23 protein-coding genes, 1 tRNA gene and 2 pseudogenes are annotated in these 20,900 nt (G+C 67.4%); 9 read left to right on the top strand and 17 right to left on the bottom strand.

Annotation, left to right across the window (positions count from 1 at the left end; all coding sequences use genetic code 11):
- Positions 1-13: 13 nt before the first annotated feature.
- On the top strand, positions 14-1,489 hold the full coding sequence (tgtA, locus tag ACRYA2_RS03325; protein WP_433624190.1) for a tRNA guanosine(15) transglycosylase TgtA: 1,476 nt from the start codon (positions 14-16) through the stop codon (positions 1,487-1,489).
- 82 nt (positions 1,490-1,571) lie between these two features.
- Here tgtA and ACRYA2_RS03320 read toward each other — a convergent pair whose 3' ends face one another.
- Entirely contained in the window at positions 1,572-3,134 is a 1,563-nt protein-coding gene (locus ACRYA2_RS03320) for a S8 family serine peptidase (protein ID WP_433624188.1), read from the bottom strand.
- Between the two features lie 295 nt (positions 3,135-3,429).
- Here ACRYA2_RS03320 and ACRYA2_RS03315 point away from each other — a divergent pair, with 295 nt between their 5' ends.
- Both ACRYA2_RS03315 and ACRYA2_RS03310 read left to right on the top strand, forming a co-directional pair.
- A complete protein-coding gene (locus ACRYA2_RS03315) occupies positions 3,430-3,573 on the top strand; it encodes a hypothetical protein (RefSeq protein ID WP_433624186.1) in 144 nt (47 codons plus the stop codon).
- A gap of 37 nt (positions 3,574-3,610) precedes the next feature.
- The gene (locus ACRYA2_RS03310) at positions 3,611-4,525 is read left to right on the top strand and encodes an alpha/beta hydrolase (RefSeq protein ID WP_433624184.1); all 915 of its coding nucleotides are present in this window, start codon (positions 3,611-3,613) and stop codon (positions 4,523-4,525) included.
- 16 nt (positions 4,526-4,541) lie between these two features.
- On the opposite strand, the gene ACRYA2_RS03305 is transcribed toward ACRYA2_RS03310, so the two are convergent.
- Together ACRYA2_RS03305 and ACRYA2_RS03300 are read right to left on the bottom strand one after the other, a co-directional pair.
- Complete coding sequence (locus tag ACRYA2_RS03305; RefSeq protein ID WP_433624182.1) at positions 4,542-5,081, bottom strand: hypothetical protein; 540 nt, start codon at positions 5,079-5,081, stop codon at positions 4,542-4,544.
- Between the two features lie 141 nt (positions 5,082-5,222).
- Positions 5,223-6,479 carry a Glu/Leu/Phe/Val family dehydrogenase gene (locus ACRYA2_RS03300; protein ID WP_433624180.1) on the bottom strand — a complete coding sequence of 419 codons (1,257 nt, stop codon included), beginning with the start codon at positions 6,477-6,479 and terminating at the stop codon, positions 5,223-5,225.
- A gap of 328 nt (positions 6,480-6,807) precedes the next feature.
- Here ACRYA2_RS03300 and gdhB point away from each other — a divergent pair, with 328 nt between their 5' ends.
- Positions 6,808-8,109: a glutamate dehydrogenase GdhB gene (gdhB, locus tag ACRYA2_RS03295; protein ID WP_433624178.1), complete on the top strand. Its 1,302-nt coding sequence runs from the start codon at positions 6,808-6,810 to the stop codon at positions 8,107-8,109.
- Here gdhB and ACRYA2_RS03290 read toward each other — a convergent pair whose 3' ends face one another.
- Positions 8,110-8,967: an HpcH/HpaI aldolase/citrate lyase family protein gene (locus tag ACRYA2_RS03290; RefSeq protein WP_433624176.1), complete on the bottom strand. Its 858-nt coding sequence runs from the start codon at positions 8,965-8,967 to the stop codon at positions 8,110-8,112.
- A gap of 156 nt (positions 8,968-9,123) precedes the next feature.
- On the opposite strand from ACRYA2_RS03290, the gene ACRYA2_RS03285 reads away from it, so the two are divergent.
- Both ACRYA2_RS03285 and ACRYA2_RS03280 read left to right on the top strand, forming a co-directional pair.
- Positions 9,124-9,726 carry a YbhB/YbcL family Raf kinase inhibitor-like protein gene (locus ACRYA2_RS03285; RefSeq protein WP_433624174.1) on the top strand — a complete coding sequence of 201 codons (603 nt, stop codon included), beginning with the start codon at positions 9,124-9,126 and terminating at the stop codon, positions 9,724-9,726.
- A 44-nt stretch (positions 9,727-9,770) separates the two neighbouring features.
- Positions 9,771-10,094 (top strand): EthD family reductase, encoded by a 324-nt coding sequence (locus ACRYA2_RS03280; RefSeq protein WP_433624172.1) that lies wholly within the window; start codon positions 9,771-9,773, stop codon positions 10,092-10,094.
- Positions 10,095-10,166: 72 nt separating this feature from the next.
- On the opposite strand, the gene ACRYA2_RS03275 is transcribed toward ACRYA2_RS03280, so the two are convergent.
- The 9 genes and pseudogenes from ACRYA2_RS03275 to ACRYA2_RS03240 form a co-directional block, all read right to left on the bottom strand.
- The gene (locus tag ACRYA2_RS03275; RefSeq protein ID WP_433624170.1) at positions 10,167-10,928 is read right to left on the bottom strand and encodes a DUF7289 family protein; all 762 of its coding nucleotides are present in this window, start codon (positions 10,926-10,928) and stop codon (positions 10,167-10,169) included.
- Positions 10,925-11,365, bottom strand: a complete 441-nt coding sequence (locus tag ACRYA2_RS03270; protein WP_433624168.1) for a DUF7266 family protein — start codon at positions 11,363-11,365, stop codon at positions 10,925-10,927. Before ACRYA2_RS03270 ends, ACRYA2_RS03275 begins: the two co-directional genes overlap by 4 nt.
- Positions 11,358-12,284: a DUF7261 family protein gene (locus ACRYA2_RS03265; RefSeq protein ID WP_433624166.1), complete on the bottom strand. Its 927-nt coding sequence runs from the start codon at positions 12,282-12,284 to the stop codon at positions 11,358-11,360. The genes ACRYA2_RS03270 and ACRYA2_RS03265 overlap by 8 nt, the downstream gene beginning before the upstream one ends.
- A gap of 59 nt (positions 12,285-12,343) precedes the next feature.
- A complete protein-coding gene (locus ACRYA2_RS03260) occupies positions 12,344-12,859 on the bottom strand; it encodes a DUF7288 family protein (protein WP_433624164.1) in 516 nt (171 codons plus the stop codon).
- Between the two features lies 1 nt (position 12,860).
- Entirely contained in the window at positions 12,861-13,337 is a 477-nt protein-coding gene (locus ACRYA2_RS03255) for a DUF7287 family protein (protein WP_433624162.1), read from the bottom strand.
- A 2-nt stretch (positions 13,338-13,339) separates the two neighbouring features.
- Positions 13,340-13,546: pseudogene (locus ACRYA2_RS03250) on the bottom strand (type II secretion system F family protein); the annotation flags it as partial.
- A 236-nt stretch (positions 13,547-13,782) separates the two neighbouring features.
- Positions 13,783-14,754: pseudogene (locus ACRYA2_RS26620) on the bottom strand (hypothetical protein); the annotation flags it as partial.
- A gap of 327 nt (positions 14,755-15,081) precedes the next feature.
- A tRNA-Arg gene (locus tag ACRYA2_RS03245) sits at positions 15,082-15,154 on the bottom strand.
- Between the two features lie 33 nt (positions 15,155-15,187).
- Positions 15,188-15,499, bottom strand: coding sequence for a twin-arginine translocase TatA/TatE family subunit (locus ACRYA2_RS03240; RefSeq protein WP_113275608.1), 312 nt, complete (start codon positions 15,497-15,499; stop codon positions 15,188-15,190).
- Positions 15,500-15,739: 240 nt separating this feature from the next.
- Here ACRYA2_RS03240 and ACRYA2_RS03235 point away from each other — a divergent pair, with 240 nt between their 5' ends.
- Positions 15,740-16,414 (top strand): VOC family protein, encoded by a 675-nt coding sequence (locus ACRYA2_RS03235; protein ID WP_433624160.1) that lies wholly within the window; start codon positions 15,740-15,742, stop codon positions 16,412-16,414.
- Between the two features lie 30 nt (positions 16,415-16,444).
- Here ACRYA2_RS03235 and ACRYA2_RS03230 read toward each other — a convergent pair whose 3' ends face one another.
- From ACRYA2_RS03230 to ACRYA2_RS03220, 3 genes are all read right to left on the bottom strand, one after another.
- The gene (locus tag ACRYA2_RS03230) at positions 16,445-17,227 is read right to left on the bottom strand and encodes a helix-turn-helix transcriptional regulator (RefSeq protein WP_433624158.1); all 783 of its coding nucleotides are present in this window, start codon (positions 17,225-17,227) and stop codon (positions 16,445-16,447) included.
- Between the two features lie 185 nt (positions 17,228-17,412).
- Positions 17,413-17,703: a DUF5779 family protein gene (locus ACRYA2_RS03225; RefSeq protein WP_113275605.1), complete on the bottom strand. Its 291-nt coding sequence runs from the start codon at positions 17,701-17,703 to the stop codon at positions 17,413-17,415.
- 109 nt (positions 17,704-17,812) lie between these two features.
- Positions 17,813-18,265 carry a ferritin-like domain-containing protein gene (locus ACRYA2_RS03220; protein WP_113275604.1) on the bottom strand — a complete coding sequence of 151 codons (453 nt, stop codon included), beginning with the start codon at positions 18,263-18,265 and terminating at the stop codon, positions 17,813-17,815.
- Positions 18,266-18,382: 117 nt separating this feature from the next.
- On the opposite strand from ACRYA2_RS03220, the gene ACRYA2_RS03215 reads away from it, so the two are divergent.
- Complete coding sequence (locus ACRYA2_RS03215; RefSeq protein WP_433624155.1) at positions 18,383-18,688, top strand: DUF7969 family protein; 306 nt, start codon at positions 18,383-18,385, stop codon at positions 18,686-18,688.
- 108 nt (positions 18,689-18,796) lie between these two features.
- The gene (locus ACRYA2_RS03210; RefSeq protein WP_433624153.1) at positions 18,797-19,102 is read left to right on the top strand and encodes a hypothetical protein; all 306 of its coding nucleotides are present in this window, start codon (positions 18,797-18,799) and stop codon (positions 19,100-19,102) included.
- 196 nt (positions 19,103-19,298) lie between these two features.
- On the opposite strand, the gene ACRYA2_RS03205 is transcribed toward ACRYA2_RS03210, so the two are convergent.
- Positions 19,299-20,756, bottom strand: coding sequence for an RtcB family protein (locus ACRYA2_RS03205; RefSeq protein ID WP_433624151.1), 1,458 nt, complete (start codon positions 20,754-20,756; stop codon positions 19,299-19,301).
- Positions 20,757-20,900 lie beyond the last annotated feature (144 nt).

The raw sequence follows: 20,900 nt of genomic DNA, 5'->3' as shown, positions 1-20,900 counted from the left end.
CTATCGCGGAGTGATGGAACGCGATGCTTTCGAAATCCGCGACCAGGACGCCGCGGGGCGCATCGGCGAGTTGACCGTGCCCCGGGCGGGCGTGACCGTCGAGACACCTGCCCTCCTGCCGGTCGTCAACCCGCACGTCCGCACGGTCGAGCCCGCGCGTCTCGAATCCGAGTTCGGCGCGGAGATTCTCATCACCAACTCCTACATCCTCTACGGCAGCGACGACTTCCGCGAGGCGGCCCTCGACCGCGGCCTCCACGACCTGCTCGAGTTCGACGGTGCCATCATGACCGACTCCGGGTCGTTCCAGCTCGCGGAGTACGGCGAAATCGACGTGACGACCGAGGAGATACTCCGGTTCCAGCACGAGGTGGGGTCGGACATCGGGACGCCGGTCGACATCCCGACGCCGCCGGACGCCCCGCGCGAGCGGGCCGAGTCAGACCTCACGACGACCCAGGATCGACTCGAAATCGCCGAGAACGTCGCCGTTGGCGAGATGCTGGTCAACGCGCCGGTCCAGGGCTCGACGTACGCCGACCTCCGCGAGGCGGCCGGCCGCCACGCCGAGGCGACGAGCCTCGACGTGTTCCCGGTCGGCGCGGTCGTCCCGCTGATGAACGAGTACCGCTACGCCGACATGGTGGACGTGGTCGCCGCCGCGAAGCGGGGACTGGGCGCGGACGCGCCGGTGCACCTGTTCGGCGCGGGCCACCCGATGATGTTCGCCCTGGCGGTGGCGATGGGCTGTGACCTCTTCGACTCGGCGGCCTACGCCCTCTACGCCCGCGACGACCGTTACCTCACGGTCCGGGGGACCGAACACCTCGCGGACCTCGATTACTTCCCCTGCTCGTGTCCCGTCTGCGCCGAGCGCACGCCCGACGACCTCCGGCAGCACGGGAACGAGGAGCGCGAGCGCCTCCTCGCCGAGCACAACCTCCACGTCACCTTCGAGGAGATGCGGACCGTCAAGCAGGCGCTCCGGTCCGGCAACCTGCTCGAACTGGTCGAGAACCGCGCCCGCGCCCACCCCGCGATGCTCGACGGCTACCGCGCGCTCGCCGACCACGCCAGTCAGCTCGAACGGTCCGACCCCGCCTCGAAGAGTTCCTTCTTCTACCTCTCCGGGGAGAGCGCGACGCGGCCCGAAGTGGTGCGCCACCACGAGCGACTCTCGCGCCTCAACCCCGAGGGCGACGTGTTGCTGACCGAGGGCAGTCCTAGCGACAACTTCGACGAGTCCTGGCGCGTCGTCGCGCCATTCGGCCCGTTCCCGCGGGCGCTCTCCGAGACCTACCCCCTGACCGCCGAGACGCCGGAGCGGATGGACGCCCGCGGTTACGAGCAGGCGGCCCGCGGCGTCGCCCGACTCGTCGCCGAGAACCCCGACTGTTCGTTCACGCTCGCCCACCACGACTGGCCGGCGTCGGCGGTGGCGCTGGTCCCCGACGAGGTGGACGTGCTGGACCTGAGCGAGGAGTACTGACGGCTCTCGGCGAGCGACGCGCGGCGTCGCCACTGGTCACCGATTCGTCGCGCGGAGGAGGGGGACCAATCGAACCGGGCGGTTACTTGTACTCCGTGATGGTCAGGTCGTAGCTGCCCGACCCGCTGTAGGAGTCCACGTCTATCTGCATGTCCGTCGAGTCGTCGGGGTTGTCGATGGTGATGCTCTCCTGGCTGTTCGTGCTGGTCGAGGCGTAGTCGTAGTTGCTCGGGGAGGCGTTCGTCGTCGTGCCCGTGTTGATGTAGAGGTCGAAGTCGGCGTCGCTCGGACCGTCGAGGACGACTTCGACCTTGCTCGGGTCGCTGTACTCCCACGCCCACGTCCAGTCGTCGTAGTCCCAGTAGCCCTCGAGCGAATCGGAGACCGTCGTGCTCGTCGACTCGCCGTCGCCACCGCCGCCGCCGCTGGACGGGTCGGTGGTGACCGCGGCGTAGGCGTCGACCTGGCCGCTGCCCTGCTGGTCGCTGGAGAGGCCGACGTCCTCGGCCGTGTTCTTGAGGTGGCTGCGGAGTTCGGCGTTGGAGAGGCTCCACTTGGCGAGCGTCAGGCCGGCGACGCCGGACGTGACGGGCGTCGCCATGGAGGTGCCCGACAGCTTCTCGTAGCTACCGCGGGTCTCCGTGGTGGTCGAGAGGACGTCTACGCCTGGCGCGCAGAGTTCGATTTCGCTCCCGTAGTTGGAGAACGAAGCGAGGTTCTCGCTGGAGTCGACCGCGGAGATGGCCATGCACTCGCTGTAGGCCGCCGGGTAGCTCACGCTGTTCGTACCGTCGTTGCCCGCCGCACAGACGAGCAGACTGCCGTTGTCGTAGGCGTAGGAGACGGCGTTCTTCATCGTGTCCGTGTAGCCGCCGCCGCCGAGGGACATGTTGATGACGTCCGCGCCCTGGTCGGCGGCCCACTCGACGGCGTCGGCGATGTCGGACGTCGAGCCCGAGCCGTTCTCGTCGAGCGCGCGCCCGTTGATGAGCGAGGAGTTACCCTGCCCGGAGACGCCGGTACCGTTGTCGACGACCGCCGCGGCACAGCCGGAGACGTGCGTGCCGTGGTACTCGTCGGACGGGACGTCCGGTGCCGGGTCGGAGTCGCTGTCGACGAAGTCGTACCCGGGGTCGGACTGGTAGTTACCCTCGAGGTCGGAATGGGTGTACTGAGCGCCGGTGTCGACGACGGCGATGAGGACGCTGGAGTCGCCGAGCGTCGTGTCCCAGGCCTGGTCGGACTTGACCTGCTGGGGCGCGTACTGCTGGTCGAACTTGGGGTCGTTCGGCGTGTACTGGGTCTCGAGCGTCTCGTTCTTCTCTGCGTACTTGATGCCCTCTTTCTTCGTTACGGCGTCGATGAAGTTCTCCCGGTCGGTCTCGTTTCCGGGGAACTTCACCGCGACGTACCGGAGCTTCTCGTTCTTGTGGACGACTTCGGCGTTGCCGGGGACGTGCTGGGCGACGGTCTTCTCGACGTCGCCGGCACCGGCCGACACGCCGACCAGCACTTCGTCCTCCTTGGGCCCCGGTTCGCGGCCCGGGGTCGCGGCCGTGACGCCGCCGAGCGCCGCGGCGGCCCCGACAGCGCCAGTCGTTTTCAGGAATGTACGTCGGTCGAATCGAGTGTTGTCGTCTGCCATGCGGTAGATTAACAACTGACCTTATATAATATAAATTTTAATGTTTCATAATATTCAAATCTGTTGAGTCGAAAGAATAGATAAGTAGATAACAAGTAGAATAGAAGTGGAGAGTTCGCAACCTTTGCGCGACTGATGACGATTGTCGGCGCTGAGGGGACGGAGAGAGAAAGTTCCGAAACTACCGAGCGCACGTATACGGAAGGTGGTAGTTCTGCCGACGGCGTGGCGGCTCTACTCGGTATTCGCTCCGAACGGGCGGGAGATTGAAAGTCACGGTTGTTGAGTAAGGGGTATGCGAATCTGTGAAATCTGCGAGAAGCGGAAGGACAACGGGACCAGACTCGTCTCCCGGACGGACGAGGTGTGGGTGTGTCGGGGATGTATGATGCGCGCCGTGACAGGCGAGCGAGACGAACTCTCGTTCGCCGAGTTCTGACGCGGTTTTAAGTCCGTGGCGGGCGTCAGTCCGGACGATGCAGACGGGGAGCCGGCTATCACACCTACGATACGCGAGAACGGACGCCGACTTCGAGAGCGACGGCACCCGCTGTGCCGGATGGCTGTACACGCCGGAGGGGGCGGCGAGACCGCCGGTGGTCGTCATGGCCCACGGCTTCGCGGGCGAACGCACCTTCGGCCTGGAAGCGTACGCCGAGGCGTTCGTCGCCCGTGGCTACGCGGCGTTTCTCTTCGACTACCGCGGCTTCGGCGACAGCGACGGCGAACCCCGAGGTCTCGTCGACCCCGGGAAGCAGGTCACCGACTGGGAGGCCGCCATCGACCACGTTCGTCACCTCGACGGCATCGACCGCGGGCAGATAGCGCTCTGGGGGACCTCGCTCAGCGGCGGGCACGTCGTCGAGGCCGCCGCGGGCGACCACCGCATCGCGGCCGTCGTCGCGCAGGTACCCCTCCTCGACGGTCGCGCCGCGACGAAGGCGGCCGGCGTCGGACACGCGCTGAAGGGAGTGGCCGCCGGGGTCCGCGACACGCTCCGTAAGTACACGTTCCGCTCGCCGTACCGCGTCCCCGTCGTCGCCGACCCAGACGAGTTCGCGGTGATGAACGCGCCGGGAGCGAAACGGGGAATGCTCGACATCGTCCCGGACCCGCCGGTCTGGGACAACGACGTTCCGGCGCGCGTGCTCCTCGACGTCCCCTTCTATCGACCGGTGACGAGCGCCGAGGACGTGTCCTGTCCCGTCCTGCTTGTAGCGGGTCGTGACGACGCCATCGTCCCGTCGTCGTCGGTGGAGTCTGCCGCCGACGAGTTCGGCGACGCGACGCTCGTCTCGCTTCCCATCGACCACTTCGACGTGTACGGAACGGCGTTCGATGAGGTGGTCGCCTACGAGTCGTCGTTCCTCGACGAACGAATCCTGGACTGAGCGTCCCCTCGAACCCTTACGCCGACCCCTCGTCCGATTCGCCGTTCGACCAGTCGGCCGCCGTCTCGGCCTCGAACCGCCAGCCATCCCCGTCATGGTGGACGAACGGTAGTTCCTCGAGCGCGGAGCGCACGCACCCCTCCCAGCGGGCCGGCTCGTCGAGTTCCCCGCGGAGGTCGTCGGTACTCACCGGCCCGTCGCGGTACACCGACAGGCAGGCGGCGTACACGTCCGTTCGACACGCCTCCGTGTCCTCGTCGGGCAGGTCCAGACCCTGAATCGCGGTCTCGACGGGTCGCGGGAGCCCATCCTCGGCGTTCTGCTGGTCACCGTCGTGGACACCGGGGTCGGTGTTGCCCGACGTCTCCGTGTGCCCGGGCAGCCACCACACCGTTTCGCCGTCCCCGACCGTCTTGCGGGCCAGGATGCCGGATTCGGCGAGTTCCTCGAGACGTGACGCTACCCGATGGACCGGCGCTGCGTCGCTGACTTCGGGCGTCGTCAGGACCGGATCGTCGGCCTCACGGAACGCGTCGAGTACGTCTTCACTGGTCACGGTCATCGTACGCAGAAGTAAAAGAAAAGCCCTGTCGTTGCGTATGCTGGTTGGGCCGGGGGTGGAGACACTGTTCGATCGAGCGGAACCGGCGGCTAACGCGTCGAGCGCATCGAAAACGAGGGTACTGCCGCCGACCGCTCAGGGCCAGTTGCCGGACTCCTCGTAGGAGTCGAGGACGCGATCGATGGCCACGACGTACGCCGCCGTGCGGAAGTTCGGCAGGTCGTTCTCCTCGTAGGCGTCCGTGAGGTCGTCGAAGGCGGTGGTGATGATGCCCTCCAGTTCCTCGTTGACGCGTTCCTCGGACCAGTAGAAGCGCTGGCGGTTCTGGACCCACTCGAAGTACGAGACGGTGACGCCGCCCGCGTTCGCCAGGATGTCCGGGAAGACGTACGTGTCCGACTCGGCGAGCACGTCGTCGGCCTCGGGCGTGAGCGGGCCGTTCGCGGCCTCGACGATGACGTCGGCGTCTACGTCCTTCGCGAGGTCGCCGTCGATGGCGTTCTCCAGGGCGGCCGGCACGAGCAGGTCGACGTCGAGCGTGAGCAGGTCCTCGTTGCTCAGCTCCTCGTCCGCACCGTGGTAGCCGGAGACGCTGCCGGTCTCGTTCTTGTGGTCTTTCACGTCCCGGGGGTCGAAGCCGTCGCCGCGGTAGATAGCACCGCTGGAGTCCGAGACGGCGACGACGTTCGCGCCGAGTTCGTCGATGAGTTTGGCCGCTATCCAGCCGGCGTTCCCGTAGCCCTGCACGGCGACCGACGCGCCGTCTATCTCCTCGCCCAGGTAGTCGAACGCCTCGCGGGCAGTTATCACCGTCGAGCGGCCGGTCGCCTCGACGCGACCCGCGCTCCCGCCGGACTCGATCGCCTTCCCCGTGATGACGCCGGGCGCGGTCGTGTTCTCCAGCGTCTCGTAGGTGTCTTTGATCCAGTTCATCTCCCGCTGGCCGGTGTTCACGTCGGGCGCGGGGACGTCCCGGTCCACGCCGATGAACGGCCGTAGCTCCTTGGCGAACGACCGGGTGATACGCTCCAGTTCGTTCTCGCTGTAGTCGTCGGGGTCGATGACGATGCCACCCTTCCCGCCGCCGTAGGGGATGCCGACGACCGCGCACTTGTACACCATCCAGCCCGAGAGCGCCTTCACCTCGTCGCGGTTGACGCCCGGATGGTAGCGGATACCGCCCTTGTACGGGCCACGGTCGCCGTTGAACTGCGAGCGGAAGGCCTTGAACACCTCGACGGACCCGTCGTCCATCTCGACCGAGAGGTTCGTCTCCAGCACACGCTCCGGACGCTTGAGCCGTTCGAGCACGTCGGCATCGGCGTCGACGTACTCCGACGCGTCGTCTATCTGCTCCTGTAGGCTTTCGAATGGGTTCGCTTGCTCCGCCATGGTCCGAAGGAATCGGGCGACAGCCGTAAACTTACTGGAAAAGCGTAATTTTTACGTAGTGCTAGAAGAAAACCAACAGGTTTCTGGACGCCGCACTCCTCTCCATTCTCCCCACACCACGCTCGACGTATAATTGTGTATAAGGCCCTTATTCTCGTCCATATCATTAATATTTTATGCTCGTACACGGACCCCCACACACGATGCAGCGAAACGCCGACGCGGGTTCGGTGGGGGTACGGTTCGACCGTCACGCGCCGGACCGTCGGGTCGGTGTCTCGCGCCGCGACGCCCCGCGCATCTGGGGATAGCGACACCACACGCCACCATGTCTTCAGGAACAGTCGAAAACACGGAGCCGAAGGAGAGCGACGAGAAAACGGAGGAGCCGGAGTCCGCGCTCGAAACCGCGCGCCGACAGCTCGAACACGCGGCTGCCCACCTCGACGTCGATTCCGGCGTCATCGAGCGGCTGAAACACCCGACGAAGGTCCACCGGGTCGCGGTTCCGCTGGAGCGCGACGACGGCGAGGTCGAGGTCTTCACGGGCTACCGCGCCCAGCACGACGACGTTCGCGGTCCGTACAAGGGTGGCCTGCGCTTCCACCCGCACGTGAGCGAGGAGGAGTGCGTCGGCCTGTCGATGTGGATGACCTGGAAGTGCGCCGTGATGGACCTGCCGTTCGGCGGCGGCAAGGGCGGCGTCGTCGTCGACCCCAAGAGCCTGAGTAGCGACGAGAAGGAGAAGCTCACGCGGCGGTTCGCGGAGGAACTTCGGCCGTTCATCGGTCCGAAGAAGGACATCCCCGCGCCGGACATGGGCACCGATGCCCAGACGATGGCGTGGTTCATGGACGCCTACTCGATGCAGGAAGGCGAGACGATTCCGGGCGTCGTCACCGGCAAGCCGCCCGTCGTCGGCGGCAGCGAGGGCCGCGACGAAGCCCCCGGCCGGAGCGTGGCTATCATCGCCCGCGAGGCGGCCGACTACTACGACTACGACCTCGAGGAGACGACGGTCGCGGTCCAGGGGTTCGGCAGCGTCGGCGCGAACGCCGCCCGCCTGCTCGACGACTGGGGCGCGACCGTCGTCGCCGTCAGCGACGTCAACGGCGCTATCTACGACCCCGACGGGCTCGACACCCGGTCGGTGCCGTCCCACGAGGAGGAGCCCGAAGCGGTGATGACCCACGACGCCCCGCAGAAACTCTCGAACGAGAAGATTCTCGAACTCGACGTGGACGTGCTCGTGCCGGCCGCCGTCGGTAACGTCATCACGGCCGACAACGCGGCCGACGTCGAGGCCGACATCGTGGTCGAGGGCGCGAACGGCCCGACCACGTTCGCCGCCGACTCAATCCTCCAGGAGCGGGGCGTCCAGGTCGTTCCGGACATCCTGGCGAACGCGGGCGGCGTCACCGTCTCGTACTTCGAGTGGCTGCAGGACATCAACCGCCGCCAGTGGTCGCTCGAACGCGTCAACGACGAACTCGAATCCCACATGCTGTCCGCGTGGAACGACGTTCGCGCGGAGGTCCAGGCGCGCGACGTGAGCTGGCGCGACGCCGCCTACATCGTCGCGCTGTCCCGCATCGCGGAGGCGAAGAGCACCCGCGGCCTCTGGCCGTAGCTACCGCTCGTCGGCGGCGCGAGCGTACTCCAGTATCCGTTCCGCCTGCGCGACCAGCGGCGCGTCTATCATCTCGCCGTCGACCCGGAAGACTCCCCGGTCCTCGGCGTCCGCCTCCGCCTTCGCTTCCAGCACCCGCTCGGCCCACTCGACGCGCTCCGCGGACGGCGTGAACGCCTCGTTGATCGGGTCGACCTGCGCGGGATGGATGGCCATCTTGCCGTCGTAGCCGAGTTCGACGGCGAACGCCGTCTCCTCGCGGAGTCCATCCACGTCCTCGATGTCGGTGTACACAGTGTCGATGGCGTCCACGCCGGCCGCGCTGGCGGCCAACACGACGTGCTCGCGGGCGTACAGGACCTCAGTTCCCTCGCGGGTTCGGGTCGCCCCGACGTCCGCCGAGAGGTCCTCCGCGCCGAACGCGAGCGCGTCGGTCGCGTCGGCCGCCGCGATATCGGCGGCGTTCAGGACGCCCGCCGCGGTCTCGACCAGCGCGAGCACGGGCACGTCGCAGTCGTGTTCGTCGAGCAGGCGCGCCAGCGTCGTCACGTCGTCGGCCGAGGCGGTCTTGGGGAGCATCACCGAGTCCAGCGTCGCGGCCGCGTCGGTGACGGCGACCTCGCGGAGGTCGTCGTCGGCAGCGACGCCGGTCGGGTTGATTCGCACGCAGACCTCGCAGTCGGGGTCGAACTCCGGGTCCGAAAGTACCGCCCGCACCGCCTCGCGAGCCTCCGCCTTCCGTCCGGGCGCGACGGCGTCTTCGAGGTCGAAGACGACGACGTCCGCGCCCGCGTCCGGTGCCTTCCGCAGCATCTCCGGGCGGTCGCCCGGCGTGAACAGCACGCTTCGTCGTGGCATGTCCGGGACGACGCGCCGCGAGGGTTTAACGGTGGGCGAACCGCGACGCTCGCGTCGGACCGGCCGTCGTTCGCGCCCGGTCTGCGTTCGGTCGCGCGGGAATGTTCGGCCGGCGGGGCTGTAACCTCTAAGGGCGCTCGCTCCGTACTCCCGGAGATGCTCGGGAGACGGGGATTCGTCCGGGCGGCGACGGCGCTCGCGTCCGGCGGAGCGACGACGCTGGCCGGGTGCGTCGAGGAGTTCGGTGGAGAAGCAGACGAACCGCCGGGGACCGCGACCACGACGATGCGTTCGACGCGGTTCGGCACGCCGGCGTTCGAGGACGGCGAAACGATTCCGAAGGAGTACACGTGCGCGGGCGCGGACCGCTCGCCGCGGCTCGAAATCGGGGATGCGACGGGGAAGGCGGAGTCGCTGGCCGTCGTCGTCGTCGACCCCGACGCCCCCTCCGGCGTCTTCACCCACTGGCTGCTCTGGGACGTCCCGCCGGACACGACGACGATTCCGAAGGACGTCCCGACGACCGAGACGGTGGAGGACCTGGGCGGCGCGAAGCAGGGCAAGAACGACTTCGGCGAGATAGGCTACCGCGGTCCCTGCCCGCCGAAGGGGAGCGACCCGCACACCTACCGGTTCACCCTCTACGTGCTCGAACGGCGACCCCGGATCGGTGCCGGTGCGTCGCGGAACCCGCTGCTCGACGAACTGGAGGTCCTCGCGCTCAGAACCGAGCGGTTCACGGGCGAGTTCGGACGGTAGCTATCGACAGGGCGAAGTTCCCCGGGGTCGCGCGTTCGAACGCCATGATAAAGATGGTCGACCTGCTGGTGCGCAAGGACGGCACGAGCCACGAGGAGTTCGTCGACTACTGGCTCGGCGAGCACTCCGAACTCGCGAAAGACCTCCCCGGACTCCGGAAGTACGTCACCTCGGTGCCGAACGACCCCGAGAAGGCGGGCTACGACGGCCTTCTGGAGCTGTACTTTGACTCCACCGCCGACATGAAGGCGGCGTTCGATTCGGACGTCGGCCGACGCGTCCAGGAGGACGCAGCGGAGTTCGTGAACATGGACGAGGGGCCGACGCTCGTCGTCGACGAGACGGTCCAGCTCGACGAACTCGACTAGCCGGGCGAAGCCACTTCTCTTGCTGCCGGAACGGCCCGCCGATACCGCTGGGACCGACCGGTGTCCGACGGGCTACCGCTGGAGTTCGAACTCGACGACGGTCTCGGGGACGTAGACCCGCTTCGTCACGTACTCGACGCTGACGACGGTGCCGTTCGCACGGGTCACGTTCAGGCCTTTCCGCTCGAAGTAGCGCCGCCACGCCTCGGCCCGGGGCGATTCGACGGTGACGTTCATCTCGACGTCGGCACCCGGACCGGCGTGGAAGCGGTCGAACCCGGTGGACTGTCGGTGGGCGACGACCAGCACCGTGGAGTCGCCGCTGACGCTGTGGCTCCCACCGCGCGGGTAGGTGACGAGGAACGGGACGGCCGTCCGACGGGGGCCGAACAGGTAGCCGGGGTCCCGCACCATCACGCTGCGGTCGCCGTCCGTGCGGAACACCGCGCCGGCGACGTAGACGACTTCGCTGTCCTCGACGCCGGAGTAGACCACCGGCTGGGGCTGCATCGCGAACGTCTCGTTCGCGGCGGTGTTGCTGTCGTTTGCCTGCACCCTGACGGTGACGGGGTCGCCGTAGCCCAGTGTCGCGCCGCCGAGGCGGAGTTCGGTCGCGCGACTCGGCGCGCCCTCGCGGCGCACGTCCTCGACGTTCTCCGCGAAGACGTCGAACCCGCGCTGGGCGTTGTTCACCTGCTCGAACTGCTGTGCGTCGTGCAGGCCGCCGATGCCCGCGGCGTACACCACGCCGACCGTCGCGGTCACGAGGACGAACGCGAACACGAATCCCAGCGTCTCGGTGGCCGCCCGGTCCGCGTTCGCGGAACGGCTCACCGTCGCACCTCCAGGTTCCGCTGGCCGTCGCCGTACGCGTCGGGTGCGAGCACGACGCGCAGTTCGCCGCCGGAGACGGTCGTCGCCGCGACGGTGTGGTTCGTCCGGTACGGCACCTCGACCGACACGTCCCTGAAGTTCGCGTCGAGGACGATGGTCGACCCCTCGACCTCGACGGTGTAGCTGACGCCCGCGACGCGGTCCGGGAGCGGCGACGTGACCACCACCGTCTCGCCGCCCGCGTTCGCCAGCCGGTCGGCGGTTTCGATGTCGGCGGCGAGGCGCTGGCCGACGACGCGCAGCTCCGAGCGACCGGCCCCCTCCCGGTGGTCGACGACGACGCCAGCCGTGGCGGTGAGCACGCCGGCGAGGACGACCGCCGCCACGGCCAGGTTGAGCGCGTAGTTCACCGTGACGGAGACGGCGCGGTCACTCATCGCGCTCACCCGGGGCGACCCGGACCTCGGTCGCGTACGTCAGCCGCGGCGTCTCGTAGCGCACGTCGAACGTGGCGCTGTAGACGGCCCGAGCGTAGTACGGCGACTGACCCGTCGTCAGACCGGTGAAGTTCGCTCGCTGCACGGTCGCGTCCGAGGATTCGTTCCGCACGACGAGCGAGTAGGTCCCGTTCGCCTGGTCGCCGTGAACGTACCGGACCGCGTACTCGCCGTCGACGCCCTCGGCGAACGCGAACCCGCAGGTTCGGTTCGCGAGCGTCCCCGCCGTGAGGTCGACCGTCGCCGACGCGGCGTCGACCGAGCAGGTGCCCGAACTCGTGTCGACCGTGACGTTGCTCCCGTTCCGGTAGACGGACGCCCACCACTCGTCGTCGCCGTCGTCCGCGACGACCTGGAAGGCGTCCGAGGAGGACGCGAGGTCCTCGCGGTCGACCGCGACCCGGAACCGCCGGAGTTCGCGCTCGCCGACGTCCGTCGCCAGCGTCCAGTTGGCCTCGCTGCTCGCGTTGGTGAACGCCCAGGAGTCGTTCGCGTGAACGAGCCGGGTCCCGTTCGTCACCGAGACGTTCGAGACGGTCGCCAGCGTCCCGCGTTCGAGGTAGCCGCTCTCGAGCAGGCGCGCGTACCGCCGAATCCCGGCCGTGACGTTCTCGCTCGCGTTCCCGGCGTCCGCGTAGTCGTTCGCGTTCTCCGTGACGACGACCCGCGCCGCGCCGGACTCGACGCCGTTCCGGAAGGCGACGGCGTCGCGGCCGCCGACGTCCGCGCCGCGGGTCGCGAGGTTCTCCGTGTAGACGACCGTGTTGAGCAGCAGGACGAGCGACACGAGCACGACCGCGACGGCCAGCCCCGTCACGAGGATGAGCTGTCCCCTGTCGGCGTCTCTCACATCTTCCATACGACCACGTGCACCTCCAGGACGTTGTACAGCGTCGCGTTCGGGGCGGCGTCGGGCGCTTAGAAGCCGTCGGCGACGGTGCCGCTCGCGCCGGGCGCGGTGCGTTCGTCCCCGTCGAACACCGCGACCGTCCGCGTGGCGACGACCGCGTTGTCGCTCGGCGACCCCATGTACACCATCGTCTGCCGGCGCGTGCCCCCGCCGGGCGTCCGGTAGTCGACGAACACGTCGTAGGCGACCCGGCCACCGCCGGTGGTCAGGTTGCCGAACGTCTCGTTCAGGGCCGCACCGAACGCGTTCGGCGGGCCTCCGTTCTGATAGCCCTCCTCGCTCGCCCCGGCGAAGCGGTCGCCGCTCGCGTTCCAGTACAGCACCGCCGTCCGAAGGCTCCCCTCGGCGTCGCTGGCGGCGAGCAGGTCCGCGGCGGTCGCCTGCTGCTGGTTCTCGACGTGCTGGTTCGACGTGCTCGCAGTCAGCGGCGTCACCGCCGTCGCCTGGAGCGCGAAGACGACGCCGCTCACCACGAGCAGCGCGGCCGTGAACGCCTCCAGCGTGTGTGCCATCGCTCTGTCCATCTTACCACGTCCTCACGTAGAGGTCGCTCTCCTCGCCGTCCAGCAGGACGAGCCGTCGCGCGACGACGACGCTGCCCCGGTCGGGAACCGGCGGGCCTGCACGTAACTCGCTCCCGGAGAGGTTGCGGACGGAGCCGTCCTCCTCGACCGTGACGTTGACCTGGTCCGGGGCATCGATGCCCATCTGTTCGTCCAGGTCGGCGACGCTGCACGCGCCGGCGAGGCTTTCGTTGAAGAACTGTCGGGTGCAGGTGGCGTTCAGGACGCCGGGTCGCCCGGGGCGCGCGAGGGCGTCCTCGACGAGGGTGGCCGCGCCCCGGTCGGCCGCGAGCGTGTCCGATGCCTCGGTCCCCGTGAACGGTGCGAAGATGCCGGAGAGCGAGGCGAAGACGAATCCCACGGTCAGCAGGAAGACGCTCGCGCCGACGAGGAAGTCTATCGTCGTCTGGCCGCGTCGGTGGTTCGTTTTCCCGTGCATGGTCAGATGAACGCGAACACCGCCAGCGCGACGGTCGGGAGGACGACCGCGAACTTCACGCCCGACAGCAGGTCGGCGTCCCGGATGTAGCCCGCGATGAACCCCGAGAGGATGGCCTGCAGCGTGACGGCGTGGAAGAACAGGGCCGCGAGCGTGTTCGTGTCGATGCTCGTCCCGAACTCCATCCCCTGGGCTCCGCCGCCCGCGCTCGGTCGTATTTTTCGAGCGTCTCGGTGAGCAGTTCCGCGACGTCGTCGTCGCCCTCCGAGTAGAGGTCGTAGCGTTCGAGCAGGCGGCGCGTCTCGCGCTCGATGACCTCCTCCCGGGCCTCCTCGTCCGCCTCGACGACCACGTCGTCGCTGGCGTACTTTATCGACGTGCGGAGCTTCCCCGTCAGGAACTCCAGCAGGTCCGCCTCGATGGGCGTCCGGTACGGTTCGACGACGTAGTACTTCGTCTCGTTCTCCTTCTCGGAGTGGAAGATGACGACGAACGAGTAGGGCTTGTTTACCCAGTAGCGGTCCACCTCGCGGAAGTGCTGCTTCTTCGGCAGCGCGACCGTCTTCTCCAGGTCGTAGCGGTTGACCAACGTCGTGTGCCCCTCGACGGTCGAGAAGAAGGCGTCCTCGTCGAGATCCTCGGGCACGTCGAGGGTGCGCTCGTCCTCCACCGCGAGCAGTTCCTCGGCCTTCGCGGCCCCTTCCGCGAGCAGGTCCGGCAGGTCGACCTCCTCGAAGCCGAGCCACTCCTCCTTCTCGAAGTCGACGACGTCGCCATCTTCGTCGCGCGGGCGCTCCGGCGCGGTGACGTCCGTGTCCTCGTAGTAGTACTCGTACTTGAAATGCTCCCACTGGTACTCGCCGACGGTGACCGGCGTCGTGGCCGGGTCGAGGAACTCCTCAAACCGTCCGCTCGCGCGGTCGGCCGCGAACCCGCCCCGGAACAGTCGGTCGGGGAGGTCCTCCTCCGGGAATCCGAGCCACTCCTCGGGGTCGAACGCGACCACCTCGCCGTCCTCGTCGGTCGGCCGCTCGTGCGGTTTCTCGCGGTCCTCGTCGTAGTAGTACTCGTAGCGGAAATGCTCCCAGAGATACTGCCCCAGCGCGACCGGCGTCTCCTCGGGGTCGAGGAACGCTTCGAAGCGCGACGCGAGCGCGGTCGCCTCCGTCGCCGCCGTCTCGACGCGTTCGCGCGTCTCCCCGGGGTCGAACTGGAGGTACTCCTCGGGGTCGAACGGTTTCGGTCGCCCGCGCCAGTCGGTCGGGGGACCGCCGTCCTCGTGGAAGAACTCCTCCTCGAAGTCCTCCCACGTGTACTCCCCGACCGCCACGCGCGCCGGGAGACCGTCCGACAGACGGACTCCGCCGGGTCCTGCGCTCTCTTCGCCGTCGAGCGCTGCGGACTCGTCGCTTGCCATTGACTACCGAAAGTTACTAATCCATTAAAAATACTTGTTAAAATAAATATACATATGATATCGGTTGGATACCGGAGGTTCGCCTCGCTGTCGGCGGATTTCCTGCTATAATCTCCGTTAACTATCGCGAAAGTGGTGCGTAGGTGGGGGAGAACCGGACGCGCCTTCCGACGCGCCCGCGACGCCTGACTTGGTTGCGGTATCGACGAACCGTCGTACCGCAATCACCCATGCTAATAGACAGGTAATAAAAGTTTCACTGGCGAGTCGGGAACGAAGGGCGCACGCTTCGCTGTTCGTTCCTCGCGTTCGCTCGTCACAGAACAGCGGGCGTGGCGGGATTCGAACCCGCGATCGAGAGGTTAGGAACCTCTCGCCCTGTCCGCTAGGCCACACGCCCCGGTTCGAACCCCGGGCAGGGTCGAAAAAAGGGTTACCGTTCGGATTCGCGTTCGGTCTCGGTGTCCTGGGAAGTTTCGGCGTCGGTCTGGTCGACGTTCTGGACGCGCTCGGCGTCGGCCTCGCCGACGTCGCTCGGTGCCGTCTGGCTGCCGGAGCTCTGCATCTCCTGAAGCTCCTGCTCGACCTCTTCGCGACCTTTCTTGAACTCGCCCATCGCCTCGCCCGTCGAGCGAGCGAGCTTCGGAATCTTGTTGGCGCCGAACAGCAGAACGGCTATCAGCAGGATGACCGCCAGTTCCATCCCGCCCGGCACCGGCCCGAACAGTGGTATCATTTCGAACATCCTCTACCTGTTGCTTACCGACTGGCAATTATAGGCTTTTTGCCTTTCACAGGACTGGAAAAGACGCGATACGAACGTTCGCGCTCGGCCGCAAACGCCCGCGGAACTTCCGGTACACGCCGATTGACTCCGGGGGAACCTCACTCTTTTGGCAGCGGAGTCGGTGCGAGACGGCTCGCAGCAATGTCCGGGAACGGCGCCGACCGACGTTTTAAGCCTCGCGGCTGCGTAATTCGACGCATGCTCGCGGGACTGCGCTGGCTGGCGCTGGAAGTGAAGTACCTCGACCGCGCGCGGTCGTTCTACGAGACGCATCTCGACCTCTCCGCCCGTGAGAACGACGGCGAAGTCGCCTTCGAGGTTGGCGACCACCGGCTCGTCCTCCGGGAACCCGGCGGCGTCCCGCGCGGCGGACTCCACACTCACTTCGCGTTCGCCGCGCCCGCCGACCGCTACGACGAGTGGTACGACCGCCTCGACGGGGAGTTCGACCTCGTCGAACACGAGTTCGGGTCGGCGCGCTCGCTGTACTTCTACGACCCCGACGGCAACTGCGTCGAGATCGGCGGTGGCGGCGACGGCGTCGAGCCGATTACGGGCATCTTCGAGATAGTGCTCGAGGTCGAAGACGTAGAGCGCGCCGAGTCGTTCTACGGCGACCTCGGCTTCGAGACATACGACCGCGGTAGCGAACGCCGGCGCGTCCGCATGGGCGGTCCGGTCGACCTGGAACTCTGGGAACCCCAACTCGGTATCGCGGACGCCCGTGGCGGCGTGCACGTCGACGTGGGATTCGACGCCGACGACCCGAACGCCACCGCCGAGCGCGTCGCCGACCGCGCCTGTGACGTTCGGACGCTGTCCGACGGCGTCCGGGTCCGCGACCCCGACGGCCACTCCCTGACCTTCCGTTGAGACCGGCGCAGACGCCGAAACGTTCGGTCCCTAGCGGCTCTCCGTCAGGTACGCTTCGAGCGCCTGCGCGTCCTCGCAGTAGCAGTCGAACAGCTGTCGCCCCCAGCGTTTCGCTCGTTCGGACTCGGCGATGAACTCCGTACGGGGGTCGTAGGACCCGTCCAGGGTCGGTAGCGAGAGCATCACGTAGTCGTCGGTCACCGTCAACGCGAACGAAAACTCGGCGACTCGGATTCCGTCGACGTCCGCCTCGCTCTCGTCCTCGTCGGCTTCCTCGCGGAGGTCGTCGATCACTCCCGCGTCGAGCACGAGCTGCAAGCTCTCGCCGTCCTGTGCGGCGGCGTCGAATCGCTCGTTGTAGATCGGCGCGAGGACGGCGATGGAGTCCGCCTCCGCGAGTCGTCGTTCGGTCTCCCTGACGGCGCGGGACGGCTGCGTGTCGGTCGCACGGACGACCACACCACCGGCCAGGTCGGCGAGTCGGGTACGGAACGCCGGCGGCAGCACCGTCACGTCGTGGTTCTGCCAGTACTCGGGGTCCGCGCTCAGGACCGACTCCGCCTCCCGCTGGCGCTCGATGAGACCGGCGACGACCGTCCCCGCGCCGGTCGGAGCCCACCGTTTCGAGCGCGGTTCGTGGATGAGACCCTGGTCCTGCAGTTCGGTCAACGCGTTGTACACCGCCGACTCGCTCGCGAGGTCGCTGTCGAGTAGCGTCTGCGTCGAGTTGGAGCCCTCGGACACCGCCATGAGAACGTTCGTGCGCGCTCCCGACCGGAGGACGTACTCGACGAACGGTCCGCAGTCTTCCATACACGTACCCCCGGAGCCGTCCCCGTTAGCTTTTTCCAGTCTCTCCCGCGGTGGATTCCAGCCCTCTTGGAGAGTTCTCCGGGCAGGAAACGCTTCCATTCGACCAAATAGAAGATTTAATAAAGTGGGCGTCGTCTGTTTAACCGGCCCTCAGCGGCCCGCTGACGCTCGGTCCCTCCTCCGTTCTACAGTTCGCTCGTGTCGATGTCCACGCCGGCCGGAGAGACGACGAGGAACTCCCGGAAGTGGACGAGGCTGCCGTCGCGACGTTTGACGGCGGGTGCGATGTCCGCGGCGAGTTCGTTCAGGTCGCCGTCGATGGCCAGCACGAGGACGTGTCCGCGCTCGACGGCCGCCACTCGCTCTTCCGCCGGAGTCGTGCCGTCGAGGACGCCGAGGATGACCCGCGCGTCCTCGGTGTGGTCTATCTCCTCCTCGACTGCCTGGAGGTCCAGATCGAAACCGGAGTTGCTCATGGAGAGTCGCTCACGCTCCCCCGAGAAAATCCTTACCCTTGTTTCGGCGCTGAACCGACGCTGCCGCGAACCGAAAACAGGGTCGCGAAACCCGTCTCTGCGAGCGACGTTACTCCTCGTACTCGCGCTTGAACCCGCGGAACTCCGAGCGGTGGGCTTCCTCGTCGCTCAGGATGGTGACCGCCAGGTCCTCGGTGACCGGGTCGTCGGCGTCCCGCGCCGCGTTGATGAGGGAGCGGTACGTCTCGATGGCGTCCTCTTCGGCGTCGAGGACCCCGTCGATGACCGACAGCACGTCCGTGCTCTTCTCCGGCGGCTGGAGGCTCTCCTGGTGCGCCTCGAAGTCGTAGGAGGCCGGCGGGCGCTCGTCTATCTGTTTCAGCCGCTGGCCTAGCATCTCGGCGTGGTTGAGTTCCTCCTGGATGTCCGCCGCCAGGCTCTCTTTGACCTCCTCGGCGCTGACGCCGTCGAGGACGACCGAGTTCGTCAGGTAGTTCATCACCGTCTCGATTTCGTCGCCGTAGGCCTTCTGCAGAAGCCGTGTGATCTCTTCGTTCGTCATGCGCGATGACATACGTCGCGCGACGACCTTATCGTTGTGGCGGCGGGAGCCTCTCGCCCCGAACGGTCGACTCCGGTCGGCGACCGGGTTAAACCGTTCGAGCGCCTACGGTCGTTCATGACCGTTCCCGTTCGATACTACTGTCCCTACTGCGGAGCCATCGTCACGCTGGAACGCGAACCGAGCATGGCCGACAAGTCCGTCACGCGAGACCCGCTCTCCGGCTGGGAGTACGCCCACGCCTACGAGGAGTTCGAGGAGGCCGACGGCGTTGAGATAGTCTGTGGCGCGAGCGAGACCGACGGCGAGGGCTGCGGAGAGGTCTTCTACCTCAACTTCGTGAACTTCGAGGCGGGCGAGGAACTCGACCCGCCCACGCCGCTGCGCCCCGAGGACGCGCCGAACTTCGACTTCCGGACCTGACTCAGTTCCGGACGCGGACCGTGAACCCCCAGTCGAACGTCGTCCCGTCGACCTCGTAGGTCGTCTCGAAGCGATACGCGCCCGGGGGAAACACGTGTCGTTGCCGGGGTGACCGAGCACCGACCACTCCACGGAGCGGCGGTCGCCCGGTGCGACCGCATGACGGCCGACGGACGGTCGAACGTCGGGCAGCGCAGTTCGCCAGCAGTCGCCGCGGTCGCCGACCGCCTCGTACGCCAGGACGAGTTTCGCGTCGCTCTCGCGTTCGACGCCGACCCGGTCGGCGAACGGGAACGGGTAGGCCGCGACGACGGTTCGAGGACCATCGGCGGTGCTCCGGAAGGTGACCCGCAATCGCGCCGGTTCCGCGTCGGTCTGCCCGGTCAGCAGGTCTACCGAGAGCGCCACGGGTAGTCCCGCCGGAGCCGGGTCGGCGGTCACGCCGAGTTCCGGACCGGTTCGACGTCGGAGGACGCCGCCGAACGCCCCCGACACGACCCCGGCGGCGACCGCCCCGAGCATCGTTCGCCGTCGCATACCGTCGGGGTCGTCCGGAACGCCCGAATAGTTTTGCTAAACTGAAAATTTAGCTTTAGCTACCTGTGGCGGACTACCCCTTGATGTTGCAGACGGGGTACGTGCGAACCACCTTGTCCCCGATGCCGAGGGCGTCCGAGACGCGGACGACTTCGTCGACGTCCTTGTAGACGCCCGGCGCCTCCTCGGCGACGGTCGCACCGCTCTGGGCCTTCACGTAGATGTGTTCTTGCTCCAGTTCGTCCTGCACGTCGCCGCCCCAGTAGTCTTTCTTCGCCTGTGTGCGGCTCATCACGCGACCCGCGCCGTGGGCCGTCGAGCCGAAGCTCAGGTCCATCGACCGCTCGCCGCCCCGGAGGACGTAGCTTCCCGCCCCCATGCTCCCGGGGATGATGATGGGCTGTCCCACGTCGAGGTACGCGCCGGGAACCTCCGGGTGACCGGCCGGGAACGCCCGCGTCGCGCCCTTCCGGTGGACGTAGAGCTCGCGGTCCTCGCCGTCGACGCTGTGCGTCTCCTTCTTGGCGATGTTGTGTGCCACGTCGTACAGCAGCTCCATCTCCATGTCGCGCCAGTCGCGGCCGAACACGCGTTCGAACACCTGCCGCGTGCGGTACATTACGAGCTGGCGGTTCACCCACGCGAAGTTGATTGCCGCGCCCATCGCCTGGTAGTAGTCCTCCGCGAGCTGGCTCCCCGCGGGCGCGGCGGCCAATTCCTTGTCCGGTAGCCTCGACAGCAGGCCGGCGTGGGCCTTCTCGATGTCCCGGAGGTAGTCGGTACAGATCTGGTGACCCAGTCCCCGGCTCCCGCAGTGGATGAGGACGACGATCTGGTCCTCCTCGAGCCCGTAGGCGTCGGCCACGTCCGCTCGGAACACGTCGGTGACCCGCTGGACTTCGAGGAAGTGGTTGCCCGACCCGAGGCTCCCGAGCTGGTTCTTCCCGCGGTCTTTCGCCTTCTGGGAGACCTTGCTCGGGTCGCTCTCCTCGCGGACGCCCTCGTCCTCGCAGTGGGCGAGGTCGGCCTCGGTGGCGTACCCCTCCTCCAGCGCCCACTCCATCCCGCGGTCGAGCACCTCGTCCACCGTGTCGACGCCCGCTTCGACGACGCCACCTCCGCCGAGTCCGGAGGGGACGTTGGCGAACAGCGAGTCGACGAGTTCCTCCTCGTTCCCCTGGAGGTCGTCGTACGTCAGGTTCGTCCGCATCATCCGGACGCCGCAGTTGATGTCGTAGCCGACCGCTCCGGGCGAGATGCACCCGTCTTCGGCGTCGATGCCTGCCACGCCGCCGACGGGGAAGCCGTACCCCTGGTGGCCGTCCGGCATGCAGATGCCGTACTTCTGCACGCCCGGCAGGTGGGTCGCGTTCTTCAGTTGCTGGAGCGTCTTGTCGTCGGATATCTGGTCGAGCAGTTCCTCGCTGGCGAACACCCGCGCCGGGGCGTTCATGCCGCCTTCCTGGGGAATCTCCCAGACGTACTCCTGGACCTTCTGCAGGGTGACGTCTCCGGCGGTGTACGTGTCCATAGGCGTGGGTTCGTCGCGCACTCCGAAGGCGTTTCGGGTCGGACGTCACGAGACGATTCGGTTCGGGCGTTCCGGGACAGTTCGGGCGTCCCGGAACGGTTCGGTTCGGGTGTCCTGGAACGGTTCGCGTATCGGCAGACGGGC

The organism is Halomicrococcus pelagicus (assembly GCF_050954125.1).
Note: the sequence above shows the minus strand (reverse complement) of the source record. Positions and strands in the feature narration are given on the sequence as shown.